Origin of the sequence: Psychroflexus aestuariivivens, assembly GCF_004010055.1 — a bacterium.
Lineage (GTDB): Bacteria > Bacteroidota > Bacteroidia > Flavobacteriales > Flavobacteriaceae > Psychroflexus > Psychroflexus aestuariivivens.
The window spans coordinates 19,790-41,815 of the sequence record NZ_RQVT01000046.1 but is presented as its reverse complement, the minus strand read 5'-3'; the positions used below and the strand labels follow the sequence as shown (position 1 = coordinate 41,815).

General features: G+C 35.4%; 15 protein-coding genes. 10 read left to right on the top strand and 5 right to left on the bottom strand.

All coding sequences use genetic code 11. The features are described 5' to 3' along the window. The first annotated feature begins 329 nt into the window (after positions 1 to 329). The 8 genes from EIG86_RS08085 (at position 330) to EIG86_RS08050 (ending at position 9,802) form a co-directional block, all read left to right on the top strand. Complete coding sequence (locus tag EIG86_RS08085) at positions 330 to 1,145, top strand: DUF4349 domain-containing protein (RefSeq protein WP_127845665.1); 816 nt, start codon at positions 330 to 332, stop codon at positions 1,143 to 1,145. Between the two features lie 131 nt (positions 1,146 to 1,276). After that, positions 1,277 to 1,831 (top strand): hypothetical protein, encoded by a 555-nt coding sequence (locus EIG86_RS08080; RefSeq protein WP_127845664.1) that lies wholly within the window; start codon positions 1,277 to 1,279, stop codon positions 1,829 to 1,831. 325 nt (positions 1,832 to 2,156) lie between these two features. Then, a complete protein-coding gene (locus tag EIG86_RS08075; protein ID WP_127845663.1) occupies positions 2,157 to 2,618 on the top strand; it encodes a hypothetical protein in 462 nt (153 codons plus the stop codon). A 176-nt stretch (positions 2,619 to 2,794) separates the two neighbouring features. Next, on the top strand, positions 2,795 to 3,037 hold the full coding sequence (locus EIG86_RS14350; protein WP_127845668.1) for a two-component regulator propeller domain-containing protein: 243 nt from the start codon (positions 2,795 to 2,797) through the stop codon (positions 3,035 to 3,037). 320 nt (positions 3,038 to 3,357) lie between these two features. Further along, on the top strand, positions 3,358 to 4,710 hold the full coding sequence (locus EIG86_RS08065) for an efflux transporter outer membrane subunit (protein WP_240032194.1): 1,353 nt from the start codon (positions 3,358 to 3,360) through the stop codon (positions 4,708 to 4,710). Positions 4,711 to 4,719: 9 nt separating this feature from the next. Next, positions 4,720 to 5,916 carry an efflux RND transporter periplasmic adaptor subunit gene (locus EIG86_RS08060; protein ID WP_127845661.1) on the top strand — a complete coding sequence of 399 codons (1,197 nt, stop codon included), beginning with the start codon at positions 4,720 to 4,722 and terminating at the stop codon, positions 5,914 to 5,916. Continuing rightward, positions 5,916 to 9,050, top strand: a complete 3,135-nt coding sequence (locus EIG86_RS08055) for an efflux RND transporter permease subunit (protein WP_127845660.1) — start codon at positions 5,916 to 5,918, stop codon at positions 9,048 to 9,050. The genes EIG86_RS08060 and EIG86_RS08055 overlap by 1 nt, the downstream gene beginning before the upstream one ends. A 329-nt stretch (positions 9,051 to 9,379) precedes the next feature. Next, positions 9,380 to 9,802: a 3D domain-containing protein gene (locus EIG86_RS08050; RefSeq protein WP_157983123.1), complete on the top strand. Its 423-nt coding sequence runs from the start codon at positions 9,380 to 9,382 to the stop codon at positions 9,800 to 9,802. 283 nt (positions 9,803 to 10,085) lie between these two features. Here the strand turns inward: EIG86_RS08050 and EIG86_RS08045 are convergent, their stop codons facing one another. After that, entirely contained in the window at positions 10,086 to 13,331 is a 3,246-nt protein-coding gene (locus EIG86_RS08045) for a collagen-binding domain-containing protein (protein WP_127845658.1), read from the bottom strand. A 438-nt stretch (positions 13,332 to 13,769) separates the two neighbouring features. Here EIG86_RS08045 and EIG86_RS08040 point away from each other — a divergent pair, with 438 nt between their 5' ends. Then, positions 13,770 to 14,552, top strand: coding sequence for an Fpg/Nei family DNA glycosylase (locus EIG86_RS08040; RefSeq protein WP_127845657.1), 783 nt, complete (start codon positions 13,770 to 13,772; stop codon positions 14,550 to 14,552). 91 nt (positions 14,553 to 14,643) lie between these two features. On the opposite strand, the gene EIG86_RS08035 is transcribed toward EIG86_RS08040, so the two are convergent. Further along, complete coding sequence (locus EIG86_RS08035) at positions 14,644 to 15,633, bottom strand: DNA topoisomerase IB (protein WP_127845656.1); 990 nt, start codon at positions 15,631 to 15,633, stop codon at positions 14,644 to 14,646. Between the two features lie 303 nt (positions 15,634 to 15,936). On the opposite strand from EIG86_RS08035, the gene EIG86_RS08030 reads away from it, so the two are divergent. Beyond that, positions 15,937 to 16,434 carry a DUF4494 domain-containing protein gene (locus EIG86_RS08030; RefSeq protein ID WP_127845655.1) on the top strand — a complete coding sequence of 166 codons (498 nt, stop codon included), beginning with the start codon at positions 15,937 to 15,939 and terminating at the stop codon, positions 16,432 to 16,434. A gap of 79 nt (positions 16,435 to 16,513) precedes the next feature. Here EIG86_RS08030 and lpdA read toward each other — a convergent pair whose 3' ends face one another. Genes lpdA through aceE form a run of 3 tightly spaced genes read right to left on the bottom strand, consistent with a single transcriptional unit; the run spans position 16,514 to position 21,944 of the window. Further along, positions 16,514 to 17,923, bottom strand: coding sequence for a dihydrolipoyl dehydrogenase (gene lpdA, locus EIG86_RS08025; RefSeq protein ID WP_127845654.1), 1,410 nt, complete (start codon positions 17,921 to 17,923; stop codon positions 16,514 to 16,516). Positions 17,924 to 17,941: 18 nt separating this feature from the next. Next, positions 17,942 to 19,264, bottom strand: coding sequence for a 2-oxo acid dehydrogenase subunit E2 (locus tag EIG86_RS08020; RefSeq protein WP_127845653.1), 1,323 nt, complete (start codon positions 19,262 to 19,264; stop codon positions 17,942 to 17,944). Positions 19,265 to 19,274: 10 nt separating this feature from the next. Beyond that, positions 19,275 to 21,944: a pyruvate dehydrogenase (acetyl-transferring), homodimeric type gene (gene aceE / locus EIG86_RS08015; protein ID WP_240032193.1), complete on the bottom strand. Its 2,670-nt coding sequence runs from the start codon at positions 21,942 to 21,944 to the stop codon at positions 19,275 to 19,277. Positions 21,945 to 22,026: the final 82 nt, after the last annotated feature.

Below are 22,026 nucleotides of genomic sequence, written 5' to 3'. Positions count from 1 at the left end.
AAAAACAATAAATTTGTTACTAGATTGGAATAATAAACAGTTCTAATTAAGGGTAGCTTACACTCTAACTCAAGAATTATTTACAATTTCAAACCTACTTGCAATTTCTTTAGATCACATTTTTTCAAAAAAATGAAGTTAGAGATAATTGACCAAGGCGGAAATTTATTGTAAAAAGATATGCAAATTTCTTCAAGCCATGGTTTTACAGTTTTCCTACTAAGCAATATTTTTGTAATATTTAAACGCAAGTTCTACTCTAAAAATCATAAATATTAAAATTAATCGTTTGTAATATTATACCTCCCTGAAAATCTAAAATTTACATTATGAAAAAGCTTGGAATTTTATTATTACTTCTGCTATTGATTATTTCATGTAATTCTAAAACTGAAGATAATACACAGGCTGTATCAATGCGAAAAGACAAGGAAACATCTTCTAACATTGATATAGAAAAACCAGAAGTACCGACGGATAGAAAAATAATTTGGAATGCGGATTTAGAATTCCAAGTAAAAAATGTAGATGAATCGACAAATGAAATTTCAAATTTATGCTCCAAATACAATGCATTTATTTCAAACATGAATTTGACTAGTACCAACTACGAAATTTCGAATCATATTACTATAAGAGTAGATAACTCAAGTTTTAATAAACTTTTGAATGACTTAAAAGGGACGTCAACTTTTATTCGTAAAATAGAAATAAATTCAAATGATGTTACAGAAGAATTTATCGATATAGAAAGTCGATTGAAAACAAAAAAAGAAGTTAGAGAGCGGTATATTGATATTCTTAGAAATCGTTCTGGGGAAATAAAAGACGTTATTGCAGCAGAAGATGCAATTAGGAAGATAACCGAGGAAATAGAAGCAAGAGAAGGAAGGCTAAGGTATCTTCAGAATAGAGTGAGTCAAAGTACAATTGACTTAGAAATTTATCAAAAAGTTGATTTCAAATCAGAACCAGAAACTTTTGAGAAAGGCTTCTTTACCAAGGCAAAAGAATCACTAGAAAATGGTTGGCATATAATTAAAGAAATTCTGCTATTTCTATTAAGTATTTGGCCGATAATATTAATAGTTGTAATAGTATTAATTTGGAGGCGAAAATGGCTGAAAAAGAGAATCCAAAAATAAAAATGCCAGCAATAAATATCGCAAGGTGAAAAAATGGTTTCATTCTGAAAACTGTAAATTGAAAAAATTTTAAGATATATCATTTTAAAATAAAGAAAGAGTTATTATATTTATAACTTAAACTGAACATTATGCAAAAATTTAAATTTTTATTTCTAATTTTAAGCCTTTTTTTATTAAGTTGTGAAGATGATGATTCTGAAAAAGCTATTGATCTATCTGTTGAAGGTAAAACATTCGAATTGTCAAGTTTTATTTTAAGCGAAAGTGTAGATTTAAATAATGACGGTGTATTTACAACTGATGTTTGCGATGAAGATGGAGATTGTTATTATCAAATTTCTTTTTCCGATGGCGGTACTGTGAAACATCCAGCCGCTGTTTCATATCACTTTCGTGTAGAGGAAAACTCAAACGGCGAATTGGAACAAAATTTTCGTTGTGGTCATTGGGATCATTATTTTCCAACTTGGAAACTAGATAACAATACAGTTAGTATAATCTATGATAATGAGGTTGACTTGGAGGGCACTATTACAGATGATGGTCAAACTATTACTTTCGATGTGCCTATCGAAAAATCTCCTTTTTTAAGTGATGGCTCTTATAGAAGTATCCTTACCGAATCAGGGGATGTTATTGAATATGAGGATAGCATGAAGATGATTTACACACTTTCAAATTAATATCAATCATCAGGCATTCATTATTTTTTAAATCCAATTAAAGGAAAACAATCTCATCGTGGATTTGTTTTCCTTCCATTTTTTTTATCACTTTCCTATCTTAGTTATATTATTGCGATTTAAGGATATTATACAATTCTTAGGTTTATTTCAAAGAAATTAATTCTCCTTTTTTGAAATAGATACAATAAAAAGAGTCAGTAATTTTTAAATCAAAAAATTGATTTTGAATTAAAAGAAAATCATCTATTTTTAGCTAAAATTGAAATATAAACTAAAAATAGTTCATTAAGACTTAAGGTTTTGCCTAATATAAAAATCTATTATGTCAATTAATCCGCTAAAAGAGCCAGGTAATATTCAAAATAAAAGGCTTACTGATTTTTATCGTCAATTTGATAAACTTTTGATTGAATTGAGAAAAAAGGAATTAAATACTGACGTCGTAAACTCTATTAATAATGGAATTGAAGAAATAAACGCATTTTCGGGATCAGAAAAAAAATTACGAAAAAAAATTAAAACGGAACAATCTCGGATTCTTAAATTAATTGAAAAGGAGCATAAACTTGTGACTAAAAATCATTATCGAAATATGTGGTTAGCAATTGGTATGGCTGCATTCGGTATTCCTCTTGGTGTTGCATTTGGAGCTAGCTTAGGAAATATGGCTTTTATAAGTATAGGTTTGCCTATTGGTTTGGCTGTTGGAATAGCAGTAGGTACAGAATTGGATAAAAAAGCTTTTGAAAAAGACAAGCAAATTGACTTAGAGATCAAATACTGAATTACTAGCTTAACTTTAAGCTGAAATATTTTTTTGAATCTATAAATCATTGATATGCAAAACTTGATTTTTATGATTTCACTTTATTGAACAATATTCTGAATGGAAATTTCTAATCCATAAAAATTAAGGATATTTAATCTAATATTAAGTTTTACCTTATCAAATTCTAGCTTATTGAAGACAGTAAGGGGAATATTTGGTTTTCTGCTGAAAATTTTGGCGTTTACAAATATGATGGAACAAAATTTACCAATTTCACCAAGGAAGACGGTTTAGCGACAAATACCATCCAAAATATTTTTGAAGATAATAAAGGACAAATTTGGTTTACCACTTGGGAAGGAATTAGTCTTTACGACGGGACGTCATTCATGAACCTTTCAGAAAAAGAGCCTTGGGCAAAATTTAGCCATTAGCCTGTTTAACCTGTGATTTATTTTAAATAACAGAATTCTTAATTTAGTTCTGAAAAATCAACTAAGAAATAATCCAAATTCATCCAAATAAATGAGATTGTTTAGCTTGAAGGCTCATAGTATTTTTCAACAAGTTTAAGTTAAAGAATGCTTAAACCCTTAAGCCAATTGACTTTGATATTTAACTTTAGAATACTTTGAAGTATTTTATTCAACGTTTTTTAAATAAAACTTAATAAGTAAGTAAATGTAATTTCATTTTTAATATGATTGATTGGCTCACTAAATTCAGTTTTTTTCACAAGGGAAATCTTTTCTGCGTGGTTACATTACTTTTCATTTTAAGTTGTGGTCCAAAGTTAGATCAAGCTGAACCTCCTATTCCACAGCCCCAAGCGTTTAGTTATTCTGGAACTGAAGCTATACCAGATCGCTGGTGGACTGCTTTCGAGAATGAACAACTCAACCAAATTATAGATACAGCACTTACCAAAAATCTGAGTTTAGAATCCATATGGCAACAATTCCAAGCTGCTAAATCAAATGTTCGGATACAAGGATCAAATTTGTGGCCGCAAATAGAATCTTCACTACAAAGTGGAATTAGTAGACCAGTGCCTGACTTTGCTGGAGGTGAAAACACACAAGCTGGTCTTTCTGCATCTTATGAAATAGACTTGTGGGGGCGGTTGAGTTCAGCAAAGGAAGCTGAAGCTTTTCGAGCCCAAGCAAGTTTTTACGATTACCAAGCTGGAGCAATGAGTCTTTCTGCTGAAATTAGTATTGCCTATTTCAGAGTCATCACAACCAAAAGACAAATTGAATTGGTAAAAGAGCAAATTGAAATCAACAACAAAATTTTAAAACTAATAAGAGCACGATTTGGCAGTGGTCAAGTAAGAGCGGTTGATATTTTACGGCAAGAACAACTCTTGGAATCTACACGTAATTTACAAATCACTTTTGAGCGTGACTTAAAATTAGCAAAAAATCAACTTTCTTTACTTATAGGAAAACCAGCTCAAAACGAGTTAGAAATCAATAAATTAGACTTACCCGAGTTAGGGGCGCTTCCCAAAAGCGGACTTCCTTTAGAATTAGCCCGTCGTCGTCCAGATATTAAAAATGCCCATGCACGTGTTTTGGCAGCAGATCGTGATTATGCGGTAGCAATAAGAAATAAATATCCAAGGTTGTCGATACGCACTTCTGTTCAAGCGCGATCCAATACTTACAGCAATCTTTTTGATGAGTGGGCTTACAATATCGCAGGTAATCTGGTTGCGCCTCTATTATATGGCGGACGTTTACGTGCTGAAGCAGACCGTTCAGAAGCTTTTAAGAATTCTGCGATGTCAGATTACGGACAGACCGTTTTACAGGCATTCAAAGATGTTGAAGATGCTCTAGTCAATGAGAAAAAACAAAAGGAACGCCTCGAAGTTCTGAAAAGGCAACTAAATCTGACTGATAAAACCAATAGCCAAATACGATTAGAATTTCTAAATGGTCTCAGCAATTACCTCGATGTTTTGTTGGCCTTAGATGAACAGCAGCAATTAAAACGAGACAAGATCGAGGCAGAACAGCGGCTACTTGAATTTAGAATTGGTCTCTACAGATCTTTAGCGGGAGGATTTGAAACTGAACGCGAAACCAAAGAAAAGTCTTAATTAACTAATATGAGTACAAAAAAAATACTATTGATATGCTTTGGAATCATTTTGGTTTCTGTAGCGATTGTTTTTTTAATTTTCAGCACTGAACCTACAGCTAAAAGTGAAGGCAGTGTTAAAGAAAGTGCTATGCTTGTAAGTCTTTCAACAGCAAAACGTAAAGATTTTACACCTAATATTCAGGCAACGGGAACAGTAAGACCCGTAGATGACGTAATGATAAGTCCACTGGTTTCAGGACCTGTTGTAAGTCGATCCGCAAATTTTATACCTGGTAGCTTTGTTGAAAAAGGAGAGCTTTTACTTCAAATCAACCCCGCAGATTATCGAAATCAGCTGGAACTTCAAAAAGGAAATCTTAAGCAACAGAAAACCAATCTGAATATTGAAATGGGTCGCCAGCAGGTTGCTGAGCAGGATCTGGCATTAATTGGTATGGATAGCCTCTCAAAAAATCAGCGGAATCTTGTTTTACGACAGCCTCAGTTAAATGCCGTAAAAGCGAATATTCAGTCAGCCCAAGCCAATGTAAATCAGGCTGAATTGAATTTAAGCCGTACAAGGATTCGAGCACCTTTTGATGCTCATATTCTAAGTCAGAATGTTACAGTGGGTTCACAGGTGGCGCCTGGAGATGATCTGGGAAGACTTATTGGTACGGATTATTACTGGGTAGAAGTCACAATTCCTGTATCCAAGCTGAGGTGGTTGAGCTTTCCAAATGCTGATGAAAAAGGCTCCAAAGTGATACTTCGCAATCAATCTGCGTGGCCTGAAAAAGCAATGCGTATAGGATATTTAGAAAAACAAATAGGAGCTTTAGACACTCAAACTCGACTGGCTCGTATTCTTGTTAAAGTTTCTGATCCTTTGAAAAGATCCAAAAGCATTGATGGTCCAGAATTAATCGTAGGTTCTTTTGTTGAAGTAAATATTGAAGGTAAATCTGTCTCTGATGTAGTAAGGCTTAACCGAGATTATGTCAGACAAAACAATACCGCATGGGTCATGAAAGAAGGGAAATTAGAAATTCGACAACTTGAATTGGAACTAGTGGATGCTAAATATGCTTACGTCAAAAAAGGTCTAGACGAAGGCGATAAAATCGTAATCACTAATTTGAGTACTGTTGCAGAAGGAGTTGCACTCAGAGAGGATAAATCTGAATCTGAAGAGAAATCGTCGAGTAATAAAGAGGAATAATGGGGGAAGAGCGTCAGAATACACCTAGAAAAGAAGGAGCCATAGCTTTTATGGCTCGTAATTCAGTGATTACAAATCTGATTATGATTTTGCTTATCAGTGGTGGAATCTACACCATGGTTAACATTCAGAAGGAAGTCTTTCCACAATTTCAATTGGATTTTGTAGAGGTAAATGTGACTTATCCTGGTGCGGCTCCAGCAGAAGTGGAGCAAGGTATTTTATTACCCGTTGAAGAAACTATTCGAGGTATTCAGGGAATTAAGGAAATTGTTTCCACAGCAAGTGAAGGTACTGGTAACATAACAATCGAGCTAGTGGCTGGTACCGATAGAATGAAAGCATTTCAGGATATCGATCAGGCGGTAAGCCGCATCAACACCTTTCCAGATGATATTGAGCAGCCTCAGGTAAGTTTACAGGCCAGACAGCGGGATGTCATGGAAATAGCGCTTTATGGTGAAGTAGATATTTGGACTCTTCGTAAACTCGCCGAGCAAATGCGTAACACTCTTTTAAGCAACCCAGAGATTACTCAGGTAGAAATAGGTAGTGTGCCCGATTATGAAACCATTATTGAAATCCCTAGGTATAAACTTCAGGAATATGGCTTAACCTTAGGTCAAGTCGCTGATATTATTTCAGAAAGTAGTCAGGATGTGCCTGCTGGAGCTGTGGAAACCAACTCTGGTGAGATCCTGTTGCGGATGAAGGAACGTAAGCAATGGGCAGACGGATTTGAAAAAATCACTATCCTTACTTCAGATTCTGGTGCAAATGTCACTTTAGGAGATCTTGCAGTTTTAAACGATACGTTTGAAGAATCCGGATTTCACGGAAAGTTTAATCAGACGCCTTCCGTAGAAATGGAAATTTTTAGAATTGGCGATCAATCACCTTTAGTCATCGCAGAATCGGTTAAGCAAATTATGGACGAATTTCCACTTCCTCCAGGTGTCAAATTCAGAATAGATAGCAATAGGGCAGAAGACTACAGGGAACGACTGTCTTTACTCACAGAAAATGGAATTCTAGCGATCGTAATAGTTCTGGTGATTCTCACTTTATTTTTAGAATATCGTCTGGCCTTTTGGGTGATGATGGGAATGGCTATCTCTTTCGTTGGAGGTATAATATTATTACCAATGATTGGGGTCAGTATCAATATGATTTCTATGTTTGGATTTCTAGTCGTACTAGGAATAGTTGTTGACGATGCAGTTGTAGTTGGAGAAAATATATACGAAAAACGTCAACAAGGTATGTCCTTTATGGAGGCAGCTATCGAGGGTGCCAGAGATGTATCCAAACCAGTTGTTTTTAGTATCCTTACAACTATTATAGCTTTCTTACCATTGTTATTTATTCCCGGTGAAACCGGTAAATTCTGGTGGCCACTACCTGCTGTCGTTATTGTGATTCTGGCAGTGAGTTTATTTGAGGCCTTATTTATTTTGCCTTCTCATTTAGCTCATCTTTCTACCAAAAAGAAAAAGAAATGGATAGTTAAACTAGAAGGCTATCAGCAATCTTTTGCTAAAGGATTTGAACACATCATTGAGACTTATTATCGTCCTTTTTTAGACTTATGTCTTAAGTTTCGGTACATCACCCTTAGTCTAGCCTTTTCGCTTTTAATTGTTGTTGGAGGTTTTGCATATAGCGATCACATGGGAATGATTTTAATGCCCCAGGTTGCTGCAGAGGAAATTGAAGCTGGTGTTAGATTACCAGTAGGAACGACCCGTTTGCAAGCAGAAGAAGTTGCTGAAAAAATTACTGCTGCAACTCAGCGTATGTTTGAAGAGAATGACCTTTATAAGATTGCCGAGGGTATCAAAACCAATATAAGAGGACAGAATTTTATAGATACTGAAATCGTGCTTCTACCGCCCGACCAGAGAGATATGTCAGCAGCAGAAGTGATCGCACTTTGGCGAGATAATATAGGAGATATAAAAGGGGTTGATCAAATCACTTTTGAAGCAGAACGAGGGCCAGGCAGTTATCGTCAAGACATTAGTGTAGACCTAAGTCATTCAGACAGGGAAGTGCTTGAAAGAGCGAGTATGGCATTTTATGACCGCATGGAAGCCTTGGAAAATTCACGTGATGTGAGTGATAATTACAATAAAGGAAAGTTGCAATACGATTTCAAAATATTACCAGAGGGAAGAATTTTGGGGCTCACCTCAAATGAAGTTGGAAGACAGGTTCGCAACGCTTTTTTTGGTGCTTTAGCACTTAGGCAGTTGAGGGGAATCAATGAAATCGAAGTTCGGGTTAAACTTCCATTAGAAGAGCGTAGAGATATTCAAAACTTAGAAAATTTTATTATCAGAACACCTGCAGGTGTTGAAGTGCCTTTATTAGATGTTGTAGATGTTAGTCAAAGAGAGGCTTTTACCAGCATAAATAGGAGGGATGGACGACGAGTGGTCAATATCGGGTTTGATGTTGAACCTGCAAATGCAGTGAATCGTGTTCTAGCTCGGGTTAAAGAACAAGAACTTCCAAAACTAAAAGCAGATTATCCTGGTGTGACTTGGACATTTGAGGGCGGTCAGGCTGATATGAGAGAATCTACCCAATCGTTGTGGAGTAATTTCATGCTGGCTATACTTATCATTTATGCCTTACTAGCTATGGCTTTCTCCAACTATATTCAGCCTATCATTGTGATGACCGCTATTCCATTTGGTATCGTTGGTGCAGTTTTAGGTCATATTCTTTTGGGCTATGATTTGTCTTTAGTCAGTTTGATGGGAGTTATAGCCTTATCAGGAGTGGTGGTGAATGACTCATTGATCATGATCGATTATGCCAATAAAAAGAGAAAAAAACTGAGCATTTACGAAGCTATACACGAAGCAGGTTTAAGAAGATTCAGACCTATCATATTAACTACTCTAACCACTTTTGGAGGGTTAACACCTATAATTCTTGAAACATCAAGCCAAGCCTTTTACTTAATACCAATGGCCATTTCACTGGGTTTTGGGATCATCTTCGCAACCTCCATTATTCTTGTCATCGTCCCATGTTTGTATCTTACCCTCGAAGATTTAAGATTATACTTGAAAAAAGGTCAAGTTATAAAAAGAGAATCAGATGTGGCAGAAACTTCATCATAGAAAATGTCTCAGGAACTTAGTCAACTTCAATAACAATCTTTGTGAAACTTAACAATTAGAATATAATTATAAAGATAAGTTTTCTCTCAATTTTCTATCATCAAATATCGAGTTAAGAAAATGAAGATTAAAAACAGTATAATATTTTTTGTCTTATGATTAGGACTCTAACACTCCATATATGAAAATAAAATTCTGAGTTTTTAATACGTAGGATTAACGTAAAACTTTCATTTCCATTATAATGATTTTTGTTTAAACATTATTAAATTAATATTAGAATTCTTTAAAACAAATGGTTTTCGTAGAATTTTATGTAAATTGATAATATGATAAAAGAAAACAATTATTCAAAAGTTTTGGTATTTTTTTCGACGCTATTATTTATAGTTGGTTGTGACCAAAGCAAAGAAAAAGACAATTTACAAACGATGACTGTGACTGCTACAGCATACAATTCAGTCGAATCGCAAACTAAAAAAGGCAACATTGGTTTAGCAGCTTGGGGTGATACTTTAGTTCCTGGTGAAAAATCGATTGCAGTATCTCGTGATTTGATAAAAATGGGTTTAGGTCATAATGCAGAGGTTAAAATAAATGGCTTAGAAGGTACCTACATCGTTAAAGATAAAATGAATAAAAGATGGGAAAAGAAAATCGACATCTACATGGGATTAGATGAAGAAGCTTCTAAAGAATGGGGTAAAAAAAAGGTTAAGATAAAATTTGATACAATCAAGAGGAGTGATTAACTAAATTGAATTATAAAAATGAAAAAGACTTTATTGTAAATGTTTAGCTTTTAGCAATAAAAAACATGTTCATTTAGACGAATTGAAAGCTCATAATAGAATAACAATTTATAAAATCAATTTCAGAGCAAAATTGAAATTGCGTCGCTGCTTTGCTAAAAGTTTAGCCTTATAATGATTCATAAGAAGCCTTTCTAAAATTTCAAAAGCCATTTACTTCCAATTTTTCTAAAGAGGAAAAGTAAATGGCTTTTAGATAAACTGTAATAATTAAGAATTTACATCACTCCACAACAATTTTTGAGGTGCCGAAATTTGTAGATGCGCTTGAGATGTTTAAGAAAATTAAACCAGGATCTAAATCTAAATTAAAAAGTAAAGAGTTTCGGCCTTCATCTAATTTTATCATTTCAGAATAAATTTGTTTCCCGGTGACATCATGTATTCTAAGTGTAGCATTTTCAGTGTTTTCACTGTAAAGTAAACAGTTGATGTTTCCTTTGGATGGATTTGGATAAATAACCAATTCATTGGTTTGATTATATAAATTTTGACTTGCCGGTGCAGATTTTGCAAATTTCACATCCTTGATATTCAAATCCAATTCATTAGTGCCCGCTTGCATAGGTAAAAATGTAAATGTAATCATCGATAAATCTTCAGCTGTGATTTTTCCATTTGTTCCGCTTGAAGTAAACGCATCGAATGGAATGTAATAAGTTTGGTTTTCTTCTCCCACATGAACATTTGTTTTGAACTGCTGTTCCCAAGCTTCAATAGAAGATTTTACCAAATCTAATTCAAGTAAACCACTGCCTTTTGCTGTAAAAACTAAATATTTATATTCTGAATAATCTGCTGAAAGGTTACCTGGCAATAAAGATTTATAAAGCGTTAAATAATCATATTCGCTATTGGCTTTTAAATTCACATTTCTATGAATCGGCATTTCATCAGCATGATAAGTTCTGTTGAAATCGTTGTAAATTTCATATTCTTCAATTGTCGTATAACTTGAATCGTAATCCAATCCCCAATTTCCATCGGCATGGTAAAAGACATCTTGAATTTCTCCTTCAACTTTGATTTGACCGTCAAACTCATAACTATCTTTGATTTCCAAACGAAGTGTTTCTTCAGTATTGATTTGATATGGGTTGTACCACAATTCTGAATTTCCTGTTTCACTGTAAACTTCATTCATAGAAATTTCGATATTTTGTGCTTCGGAACTTCTAAGTTTTAGCAACATGTCTTTGCCTTCCCTTGATACTTTAGCAGCGTAAGTATTTGGTAATTTACGGGTTTCAGTTTGTTGAAGCGTGTTATTAACGCGTAAATTATTCAAAATATCCTGAACTAATTTTTCTGTGTTTTCTGGATTAGTAGACCACACCTGAAAATTGTACATATTTTCAAATACGTTGTAATCATGAACGTACCAATTGGATTGAAGTCTATAATTATCTTCGGTTGAATTTTGTCCCACAGCGAAAGAAATAGCATATTCGATTGTGCCGTTTCTTTGTTTTAAAGCTTGCATCAAGAAATGATAACCGTCTAGTTCAAGTTGCCTTACATTAATGATTTCAGCCCCACGAAGTCTATCACAAGAAGCTTTGGTGTGATTGTAAATTCGATCTGTGGTTTTAATTCCTAAAACGACGCCCTTGGTTTGTCCGTTTATAGAAAAATCAACACTCAAGACTTCATCAGCTACAGTGTAATCCAAAATATCGGTAGGTGAAGTGATATGAGCAACATTACCTGACTCCAATTCAGCAGGAAACATTTCCCAAAGTGAAAGCGAATGGCTTGGACGTGCTGAAAATTTGTTTTTTTCAAACCGATTGGCTTCGGTTTTATTAAGTACGGTAGGTTTGCTTTGCATTTTGCGCTCAACATATCTTTTGGAAAGCGCATCGCCCAAACTTTCACTTTCCAAACCACCATCATTTCCTGTATTCACTTCCTCAGATTCAATAACAACTGGAACAATTGTGATATTTTCACAAGTATTTACATCTACAGTGGAAACACTGAGTTCATAATATCCAGCTTCTGTAAATTCAAAATCTACGACGTCTTGATTTGGAAATAAATCTGAGCCAAATTCAGTCATCGACCAAGAGAAATCCGTGTATTCACTTTCATTATTAAGTGTAAACTGTTTGGTTACTGAATTTGACCCTAAACTCAAAGTCGTTACTGAAACATCGGCATCGACTTCTGGGAGAACAATAACTTCGAAACTTTCAGAATCCGTACCATAATCGTTAGTCGTTGTAAGCGTCACCTCATAAGTTCCTGCAGAATCATAAGTTTTACTCGGATTCATTATGTCACTAGTTGTGCCATCGCCAAAATTCCAATTATAAGTTAGCGGCGCTTCAGGTTGAATAGCAGTTCCTGTGTTTGAAGTGTTGGAAAATTCGAAACTATTTCCTGCCAAACATTGTGAGTTTTGATTGACATCAAAACCAGCTACAGGCGGTTCTCCTGTTGGAGCCGAACAACCAGAAATAGATGGTGAAAAATTGGCATAATGCATCTCGCCACCACTATGAATCAATGTTTTCCCGATAACTTGTCCTTCGATATTCGATTGGTTAGCAGTTTTGGTAATATCTGCAAATGGAGCGAAAACTGTACCTTCTATTGTTGAATGTCCTACAATATTCAAGTCTGTGGTATTGTAAAAATTATATAGAATATATGGACACTGATTAAAACCAATACCCGCTTGATTCCAAACATTCCAGTTGAAAGTTCCAGGTGCATCTACATTGATAATTAATATTTTTGAAGCACTTGGCTGTTGATTATAAGTAAAAACTTGAACGTTGTTCATGTCTGAACCTGTTACATTCAGGTAGTTGACACCATCATTCAAATTGATTTTAACTTGATTTGGAAGACTAGTATTAGGAATAGGTTGTCCATTTGGATTGGTTAATTCTGCATTTCCATCACATTCAGAAATACTGGAAGAAGTTGTTCTCATCTCCTGAAAAGCATTCGCAAAATCTATTAAATTATCCTGAAAAACCGGGTTGTTGTTTGCGCCAACACTAAGTTGATTTGAATTGGCTTGCAACATAATTTTTGGAGAAGAATTGTAATTCGAATTTGGCGTAATTCGAATCGGTGAAGCAGCATTGTTTTGGTCATAATACCATACATTAGAACCTTGGCTATTTCCGATTTTTATATACGCATTTTGGTTGACTTGAAGTGCATTTCCAGATTGATAATTTACTTTTCCATTGACAATGAGACCGATTTTCACGCCATTCACCATAAAATTTCCTGGCTGATTGGTCGCAACTTGGTAATTTCCCGCTAATGTCAAATCTCCACCACAAGCGACAGGACCTTCAGATTCGTTAGTCGATAAAATTAGGTTGGATTCGGTAAAAACATTAAATCCCTGTGCAGGATCGGTAGGACTTTGTGCTAAGCCGATAAAGCTTAGAAGCGAGGCAACCGCAAATAAAGCGATTGATTTTTTTAGATAATTATAGGACATTTTAGTTAGTTTTTTTCAGCTCCAAAGATAATATAAAAAATGAAATCGGGAAATATATTTATGTATAAATCGCTTTGAGTCAGTGTGGTATGGTGTGTTTTTGAAGTCGCTTAATTTGATTTATACATTTTTTAAATTATAAATTTATTTCATAATTATTGCTGAAAAAAGTTTTTGTAACTTGAAAATATATAACTATGATTTCAGATTTTTTCCGTTTACTTCGCAAAAGTTAGGGTTGAAATCTCAAACAGTGTCTTGTTAAATTTCATCTTAATTATTTAAAAGATAATACGTGAAGTATTTCACTTTTCAGTTAAATGGAGATGAAGAAAATTTCAAAAAAGCAACAGATTTGCTAGTAATTCAAGTATAACATAGAAATTCTAGTATGAAGAATATAGATCGTCGTTTTTTTATAACTTTAAATTAAAAAATATGCCAGAGCTACCAGAAGTCGAGAATTACATGAAATATATAGACAGCACTGCATTGCATCAGCAAATTGTTGCTATGGATTGTAGAGATGACAGACTGCTCAAGAAGCCTGAATCTGATTTTAACGAGCATTTGCTTCATCAGGAATTCAAAGAAACCCACCGTCTTGGTAAGTATTTATTTCTTAAGACTACTGGAAAAAAAATATTGGTGATTCATTTTGGCATGACCGGACGCCCAAATTATTATAAAAGTGAAGAGGATCGTCCAAAATTTGGACACTTACAGTTAACTTTTAAAAATGGATTTCACTTTGCCTTTGAAAATAAGCGAAAATTTGGCTGGTGGGATCTTGCAGATTCTATTACCGATTTTAAAACTTCACATAAATTAAGTGACGATGCTCGCGACCTGTCGCTTGAAGATTTTAAAAATTCTTTGAACGGTCGTAAGACAGACATCAAAAAAATAATCATGGATCAGAGCGTTGCTGCTGGAGTAGGAAACTGGATGGCGGATGAAATTTTATATCAATCTAAAATTCATCCTCAGAAAAAAGTGGCAAATATGACTGAACATGATATTGAAAGTGTTTTTGAGGCTATGAAAAAAGTGATTGAAGTAGCTATTGAAAAAGATGCTCACTATAGAGATTTTCCTGAACATTTTTTGATGCATTTCAGAAAAGAAGACGAAACTTGCTTTCATACTGAAGCTCAAATCAAAAAGATAAAAGTAGGAGGACGGACCACTTACTTTTCTCCTGAATGGCAGAAACTTTAATAACTGAATTTAGCAAGATAGCTATGATGGGTTTTTAAAATGAAAACTGAAAGAACTCTACGTTTTGTAATGCTTTAATGCTATGGATAATTCAATCTTGATCAATCTCATTTTTCAATATATACAAAACCCCAACTTCTTCCCTGGAAAGGCTCTTCTTAGAATTGAGCAATTTTTCTATTTCACTTTCAAAATAATTCAAGGTTTTTCCATCTACATATTCATCGATAATTCTGGGGTCTATATATGAGTTTCTTGCTACCGCTGGTGTATTTCCAAGCTTTTCTGACACGCGTATCACAGCTTTCCGTATATTTTTGTCCAGCAATTTTTGATCATCTTCTTTAACGGCACCCAATTCATCTAAAGCTATTGCAGCAATCATGGTTCCGGACCAGGTCCTGAAATCTTTGGCGGAAAACTCTTCACCCATATGTTCTCTTATATAGGCATTGAGATCATCGCTTGTAACATTCACTTTATTGCCATCTTCGTCGTAATATTTAAAAATCTCATAACCGGGAATATCATCCAGATCCCGAACGATTTTGGTCAACTTTTTATCAATAATTTCCTTTTCCTGTTCTTTTCCGGATTTACCATCGTAAGAAAAAATCATCTTATCATCATCTATACTCAGGTGTTTGCTGCGAAGAGTTGTCAATCCATAACTATCGTTCTCGTTTGCATAGACTTCACTGCCAGGTCGAAAAAATGCAGTTTCTAATAACCGGACCATAGTTGCCAGGACTCGATTGCGTGTATTTTTCTTGATGCGAAGATGTTGACCAGTGACGCGTCTCATATGTTCCAGTTGGTCAGCAAATTCTATAATTCTGTCAAATTTTTTGGCTTCTTTTCGTGCCCTGAAATCTGGATGATAGATGTATTGTTTTCTGCCTTTCAGATCTCTTCCTGTGGCAAGCAAGTCTGCATCTTTATCTTCAGATATTTCCACATGGGTCCAGGCTGGAGGAATGACTAAAGACTCAAACCATTCTCTCAGATTTTTATTTTTGATGGTTTTCCCCTGTTCATCCTGGTAGGTGAAACCTCTCCCTTTTTTATATCTGTAATACATCTTGAATTATTGATAGAATTCTACTGACCTATGAAACTCAATTATAAAAATAGCGTTTTAAATGACTTCTGAATTTGTTTCTTATATAAATTGAAAGAGTATAATCATTTGAAATATTTTAGTTCACCTAAATCCTGTGTTCAGCTATTTTTACCAAAAGTTAAATAGTGATGATTAATCAATTGCTAATTCTTGATAACTAAATATTTATAAAAAAGAGAAAATAATTATGAAAATCTAGCTTAGATTTTGGAGGTAAGGCTTGCTAAAAAACATATTTTTGGCGCTCAAAAAATTTAAGATATGAGTGTAATTTGGTTTGAATGTAAGGTGAAATACAGAAAAACACACGAAACAGGAGAAAAGAAAATAACCACGGATACTTATTTGCTGGACGCGGTTTCATTTACTGAAGCAGAAACAAGAATCAACGAGGAGATGAAAGCTTACACCAGTGAGGAATTCAGAATCATGAATCTAAAAGTGGCCAATTTTTCTGAAGTTCATCCTTTTGAAAATTCTGACCGCTGGTTCAAATCAAAAGTTTCTCTTATAGCGCTTGATGAAGAAAGCGGGAAAGAGAAAAAAACAAATATTTATCTTTTAGTGCAGGCCAATGATGTTAAAGAGGCTTTTGAAAATACTAATCAGGCATTGGAAGGAACAACAAGCGATTACTCAATTCCTTCTATTACAGAATCTCCAATTCTGGATGTATTCCCATATTTCACAGGAGAAGAAGAACAGTTAGAAAAGTTCAAGGTTATAGACTCAGCTGAAACTGAGGTCATAGAAAATTAATTATTCATTTTGAGAAATAAAAAAGAGCAACAGAAAGACTTCTGTTGCTCTTTTTTATTGGATAAATTTCTAATAATCTTTAAGATTTCTTGTAGTGCGTTGCCCCTCCAAAAAATAATTCGGCGCTTTCCATGATGGTTTCAGAAAGGGTTGGATGCGGATGAATTGTTAGTGATATATCTGAAGCGGTGCTGCCCATTTCGATTGCCAGAGCTATTTCTGGAATCAGGCTTCCCGCATTTTTTCCGGCAACTGCTCCCCCCAGTATAACTTCGCTTTCAGCATCAAATATAAGTTTAGTCAAACCTGTATCTTCTCCTATGGCAATTGCTCTTCCGGAGGCTTGCCATGGAAATTTTACGATTTTTACGTCTCTGTCTTTTTCTTTAGCTTCTTCTTCCGATAATCCACACCAGGCCAGTTCTGGATTGGTGAAGACTATAGCCGGGATCGCTTTGGGATCGTAACCTGCGCCTTTTTTACCAGAAATAACCTCTGCTGCGACTCTTCCTTCATGACTTGCTTTATGAGCCAGCATGGGTTCTCCTGTGATATCACCGATCGCAAAAATATGATCTATTCTGGTTCTGCGTTTCTCATCGACTTCTATAAACCCTTTATCATTAGTGGTGATTCCGATTTTGTCAAGACCCAGATGTTCAGAGTTAGGTCGCCTTCCTACTGCAAGTAAAATACGATCATATTTCATTTCGTGTTCTTCCTTTTTACCTTTCAATACTATATTTATTCCTTCTTCAGTAATGTCAATGTCTTCAGCTTTAGTTTCAAAATAAACTTCTTCAAAAGGTTGATTTTTTTCAAATACTTCAACTAAATCACGATCGGTTCCGGGAAGATAGCTTGGAGTCATTTCTGCTACAGAAACTTTGCTTCCCAAAGCAGAATATACACTTCCCAATTCCAAACCTATATAACCACCACCAATGACCAGTAGCTTTTCAGGTATTTCCTTAAGTTCAAGAGCATCAGCAGAATCCCATATGTTTTTATGATCAATTTCAATATCTGGTAATGAGATAGGAGAGGATCCAGTGGCAATGATCGCGTTTTCAAAATTCAATTTGTATTTATCACCTTCTTTTGGGCTTACTTCCAGTTCATCATCGGTTGTAAACTTAGCTTTCCCCTGGATATACTCTATGTTCCGGGATTTGCTTAACTGACCTAAGCCATTAGTAAGTTTCTTGATTGATTTTTCTTTCCATTTGGAAATTTTCTTAAGATCTATCTCGGGATCCTCAAAGTGTAGTCCCCAGTCTGAGGCTTTTATAGCTTCCTCTTTGATTTTTGCCAGATGTAAAAGTGCTTTGGAGGGAATGCATCCCCTATAAAGGCAAACGCCACCTGGATTAACTTCAGGATCTATTAAAGTAACTTTCAGTCCAAGATCGGCGGCATGGAAAGCGGCCGCATAGCCTCCTGGTCCTGCTCCTATAATAACTAACTCTTTTTGATCATGTTTTGACATTCATTTTCAATTTTCAGATTAACTTAATAAAGCTTCGTACGGATTTTCAAGTGCCTTAACGATCCAATTCATAAATGAAGCTCCATCAGCACCGTCTATTAGCCTATGATCATAGGATAAGCTAAGTGGAAGTATAGTGCGAGGCTCAAATTCGTCATTGATGTAAACAGGTCGGATTGCAGCTTGAGAAACACCTAAAATTGCTACCTGTGGATGGTAAACAATTGGCGTAAAATTGGTTCCGCCAATTCCGCCTAAATTGGAAATAGAAAAATTACCTCCCTCCATATCTTCTTTGGAAAGTTCCTGATCACGTGCTTTCTGCGCTATTTCTGAAATTTCTACAGAAAGATCTTTAATGTTTTTTTGATCTGCATTTTTAATGACTGGGACCAGTAAGCCGTCATCGGTATCCACGGCAATATTGATGTTGACGTATTTTTTAAGAATCATTTCTTCTTTTTCCATGTCTATACTGGCATTGAACATAGGAAATTTGTGCAGCGCTGAAGCTGCAATTTTGGTGAGGATGGAAGTCAGTGTAAGTTTACCTCCGGCTTTTTCAACTTCCTTTTTGTGTTCTTTTATATAATTTTCAATTCCAGAAATATCTGCTTCTCCAAACTGAAACACATGCGGAATGGATTGCCAGGACTGCAGTACATTTTTGGCAGTCGTTTTCTTTATGCTGTTGAGAGGCTTTGTTTCTACAGCTCCCCATTGACTAAAGTCAGGTAGTTCGAGTTGTTTTGAAGTAGATTTTTCCTGACCCCCTTCTTTATATTCTTTGACATCTTTTTTGGTAATTCTACCACTTTCTCCGCTGCCTTCTATGTCCTGAATATCAACATCCAGCTCTCGAGCCTTGCGTCTTACTCCCGGAGAAGCATAGACATCTCCAGAGGATTCTTTTTTAGACGATTTATCTTCTTCAGATTTTTCAGCTGTTTTCTCCTCTTTTTCTTCATCTTTTGTTTCCTTCTGCTCTTTTTTATCTTCAGATTTTTCTTTCTTCTCTTCTTTTGATTTTTTTTTGTCTTCAGTAGATTCCTCTTTATCCTCTTTATACTCTTTGTCCTTTTTCTCTTCTTCAGCATCGTCATCGTCTTCTTCCAATACAAGAATAACATCACCAACGCTTACTTCATCTCCTTCACTTACTTTTATTTCTTTTACAGTTCCTGCAGAAGTCGCCGGGATTTCGGTTGAAGCCTTATCTGTCTCTACTGCAATAATTCCCTGATCTTCTTCAATTTTGTCACCTTTGGAAACTAGTATTTCAGAAATAGTCGCTGTATCTACACCTTCAGATATTTGAGGTACTTTTATTTCTTTTGCCATAATTAAATTTTTAAGCCGTTCTTGGATTTGTTTTCTTTGGATCTATATCGAGTTTCTTAGCCGCTTTTTTCAATTCATCCTGAGTGATTTGTTCCTGCTTTGCCAGTCCATATAGTGCGGAATAAACAATATGTGCTGCATCAACTTCAAAAAATTTACGAAGAGATTCCCTGTTATCACTTCTACCAAAACCGTCGGTTCCCAAACAAATAAGTTCATCGGGAAAATGAGCGGCAAGACTTTTAGGTAAAGTTTTCAGATAATCTGATGCAGCAACAAAGATTCCTTTTTCACCAGCCAACTGCTGTTCTAAATAATTCAGTTCTTTATTGACCTGAGATTTTAAACGGTTGTTGCGTTCGGTATCAATAACATTATCATATAAAGCTTTATAGCTTGTAATACTCCATATGTCAACACCTACATCGTATTCATCTTCAAGTAGTTCAGCTGCTTTAATTATTTCGTTCATAATCGCGCCGCTCCCAAACAAATGAGCTTTTTTAGTTCGCTTACGGGTATTAGATGATTTGAATTTATATAATCCATCAAGAATGGCTTCACGATCCAAATCTTTTGGCATTTCAGGCATTGTATAGGTGTCATTACTAATTGTGATATAATAGAAGAGCCCTTCATTTTCCACATACATTTTTTGAATTCCTTCTTCGATTATTACTGCAAGTTCATAGGCAAAGGCAGGATCATAGGCTCTTAAATTGGGATAGGCCAGGGCATATAGATGACTTTGCCCGTCCTGATGCTGTAGTCCTTCTCCGGGAATACTGGTTCGCCCTGCGATACCTCCCATCAAAAATCCTTTCGCCCCTGCATCTGCCGCAGCCCACATCAAATCTCCCGTTCGCTGAAAACCAAACATGGAATAGAAAAAGTAAAATGGAATGGTATTGATTCCATGGGTGAAATGTGAAGTGCCGGCGGCAATAAATTCTGCCATGCATCCGGATTCAGTAATTCCTTCTTCCAGTATAGCTCCGTTTTTTGCTTCTCTGTAATAGAGCAAACTATCTTCATCAACAGGATCATAGTTTTGTCCGTGAGGGGCATAAATCCCAGCCTGTCTAAACAATGACTCCATACCAAACGTTCTGGATTCATCTGGAATAATAGGAACGATTAACTTTCCAATATTTTCATCTTTCATCAATTTGCTTAGAATTTGAACCATAGCCATGGTGGTCGCGACTTCATCGTCATCAGAACCTTCTAAGAAGCTTTCAAAGATTTCTGGATCTGGCATTTTTATGGTATCACTTTTATCTTTTCTTCTAGGAATAAAACCTCCTAACTTTTCTCTTTTTTCTAAAAGATATTTCAATTCTTCACTATCCTCCTCAGGCTTTATAAAAGGTATTTCATCCAAATTTTCATCGGAAACCGGAACGTCAAAGAAATCTCTAAATTCCTGAAGTTGTGATTTATCTAGTTTTTTGGTTTTATGAGATACATTGCTTGCCTCACCTGCGCTGCCCTGACCATAACCCTTAATAGTTTGTGCTAAAATGATACTAGGTTTCTCTTTGGACTCTGCTGCTGCTTTATAAGCATTGTATATTTTTTCTGAATCATGACCTCCACGAGTTAGGTTTTCCAGTTCCTCATCTGAATAGTCTTCAACCAGTGTTTTTAAATCGTCGTCACTTTCAAATAAATCTTTTCTTATAAATTCACCATCGCTAAATGCATACTTCTGAAGTTGCCCGTCACTTAGGGAGTTTAATTTTTTACTGAGTTTTCCTGTACTGTCTTTTTCCATCAACTCGACCCACTCTTTACCCCATAGTAATTTAATAACATTCCATCCTGCGCCTTTGAAAATTCCCTCAAGCTCCTGGATTATATTTGAATTTCCTCTCACCGGTCCATCCAGTCTCTGTAAGTTACAGTCCACAACAAAAATGAGATTATTGAGCTTATCTCTGCTAGAAATATGTATGGCGCCACGAGCCTCAACCTCATCCATTTCTCCATCACCTAAAAACGCCCAAACTTTACTATTATCCTTATCAATGAGCTCTCGATTATAAAGGTACTTATTAAACCGGGCTCTGTAAATAGCCTGAATAGCTCCAAGTCCCATTGAAACAGTAGGGTTACTCCAGAAATCTGGCATTAAGTGAGGATGCGGGTAGGAGGAAAGCCCTTTTTCTGATTGTGCTTCATGACGGAATTCTTCAAGATGCTCCTGTTCCAAGCGACCTTCCAGATAAGCTCTGGCATAAATTCCCGGAGAAGCATGCCCTTGAAAATATATTTGATCAGCTACATTATTGTCGTGTATTTTAAAAAAATGATGAAACCCTACTTCCCAAAGTTGTGCTATGGACGCATAAGTAGAAATATGACCTCCAATGCCTTCATCGGCCTTATTGGCTTTAACTACCATCGTCATAGCGTTCCACCTTATATAGGCCATAAGTTTTCTTTCAATTTCTAAATCTCCAGGATAATCCTCTTCTTCACTTTTTGAAATTGTGTTCTGGTAGGCAGTATTTATAGATTCTGGAAGTTCAACACCCTTTTGTTTTGCAAGATTTTGTAAGATTTGCAATAATTCACCAGCTCTTTCAGTCGACTTGTTTTCGATGATCCATTTCAGCGAATCTTTCCATTCCTGATTTTCTTTTTGTACACTATCCTTTGCATTGTTACTCATCATTCATTATTATTAAATTCAATACTGTCTGCTTTATAGCTTTGATATTAAGTTTGAAAAGAAACTATTAAATATTTTCTATGTA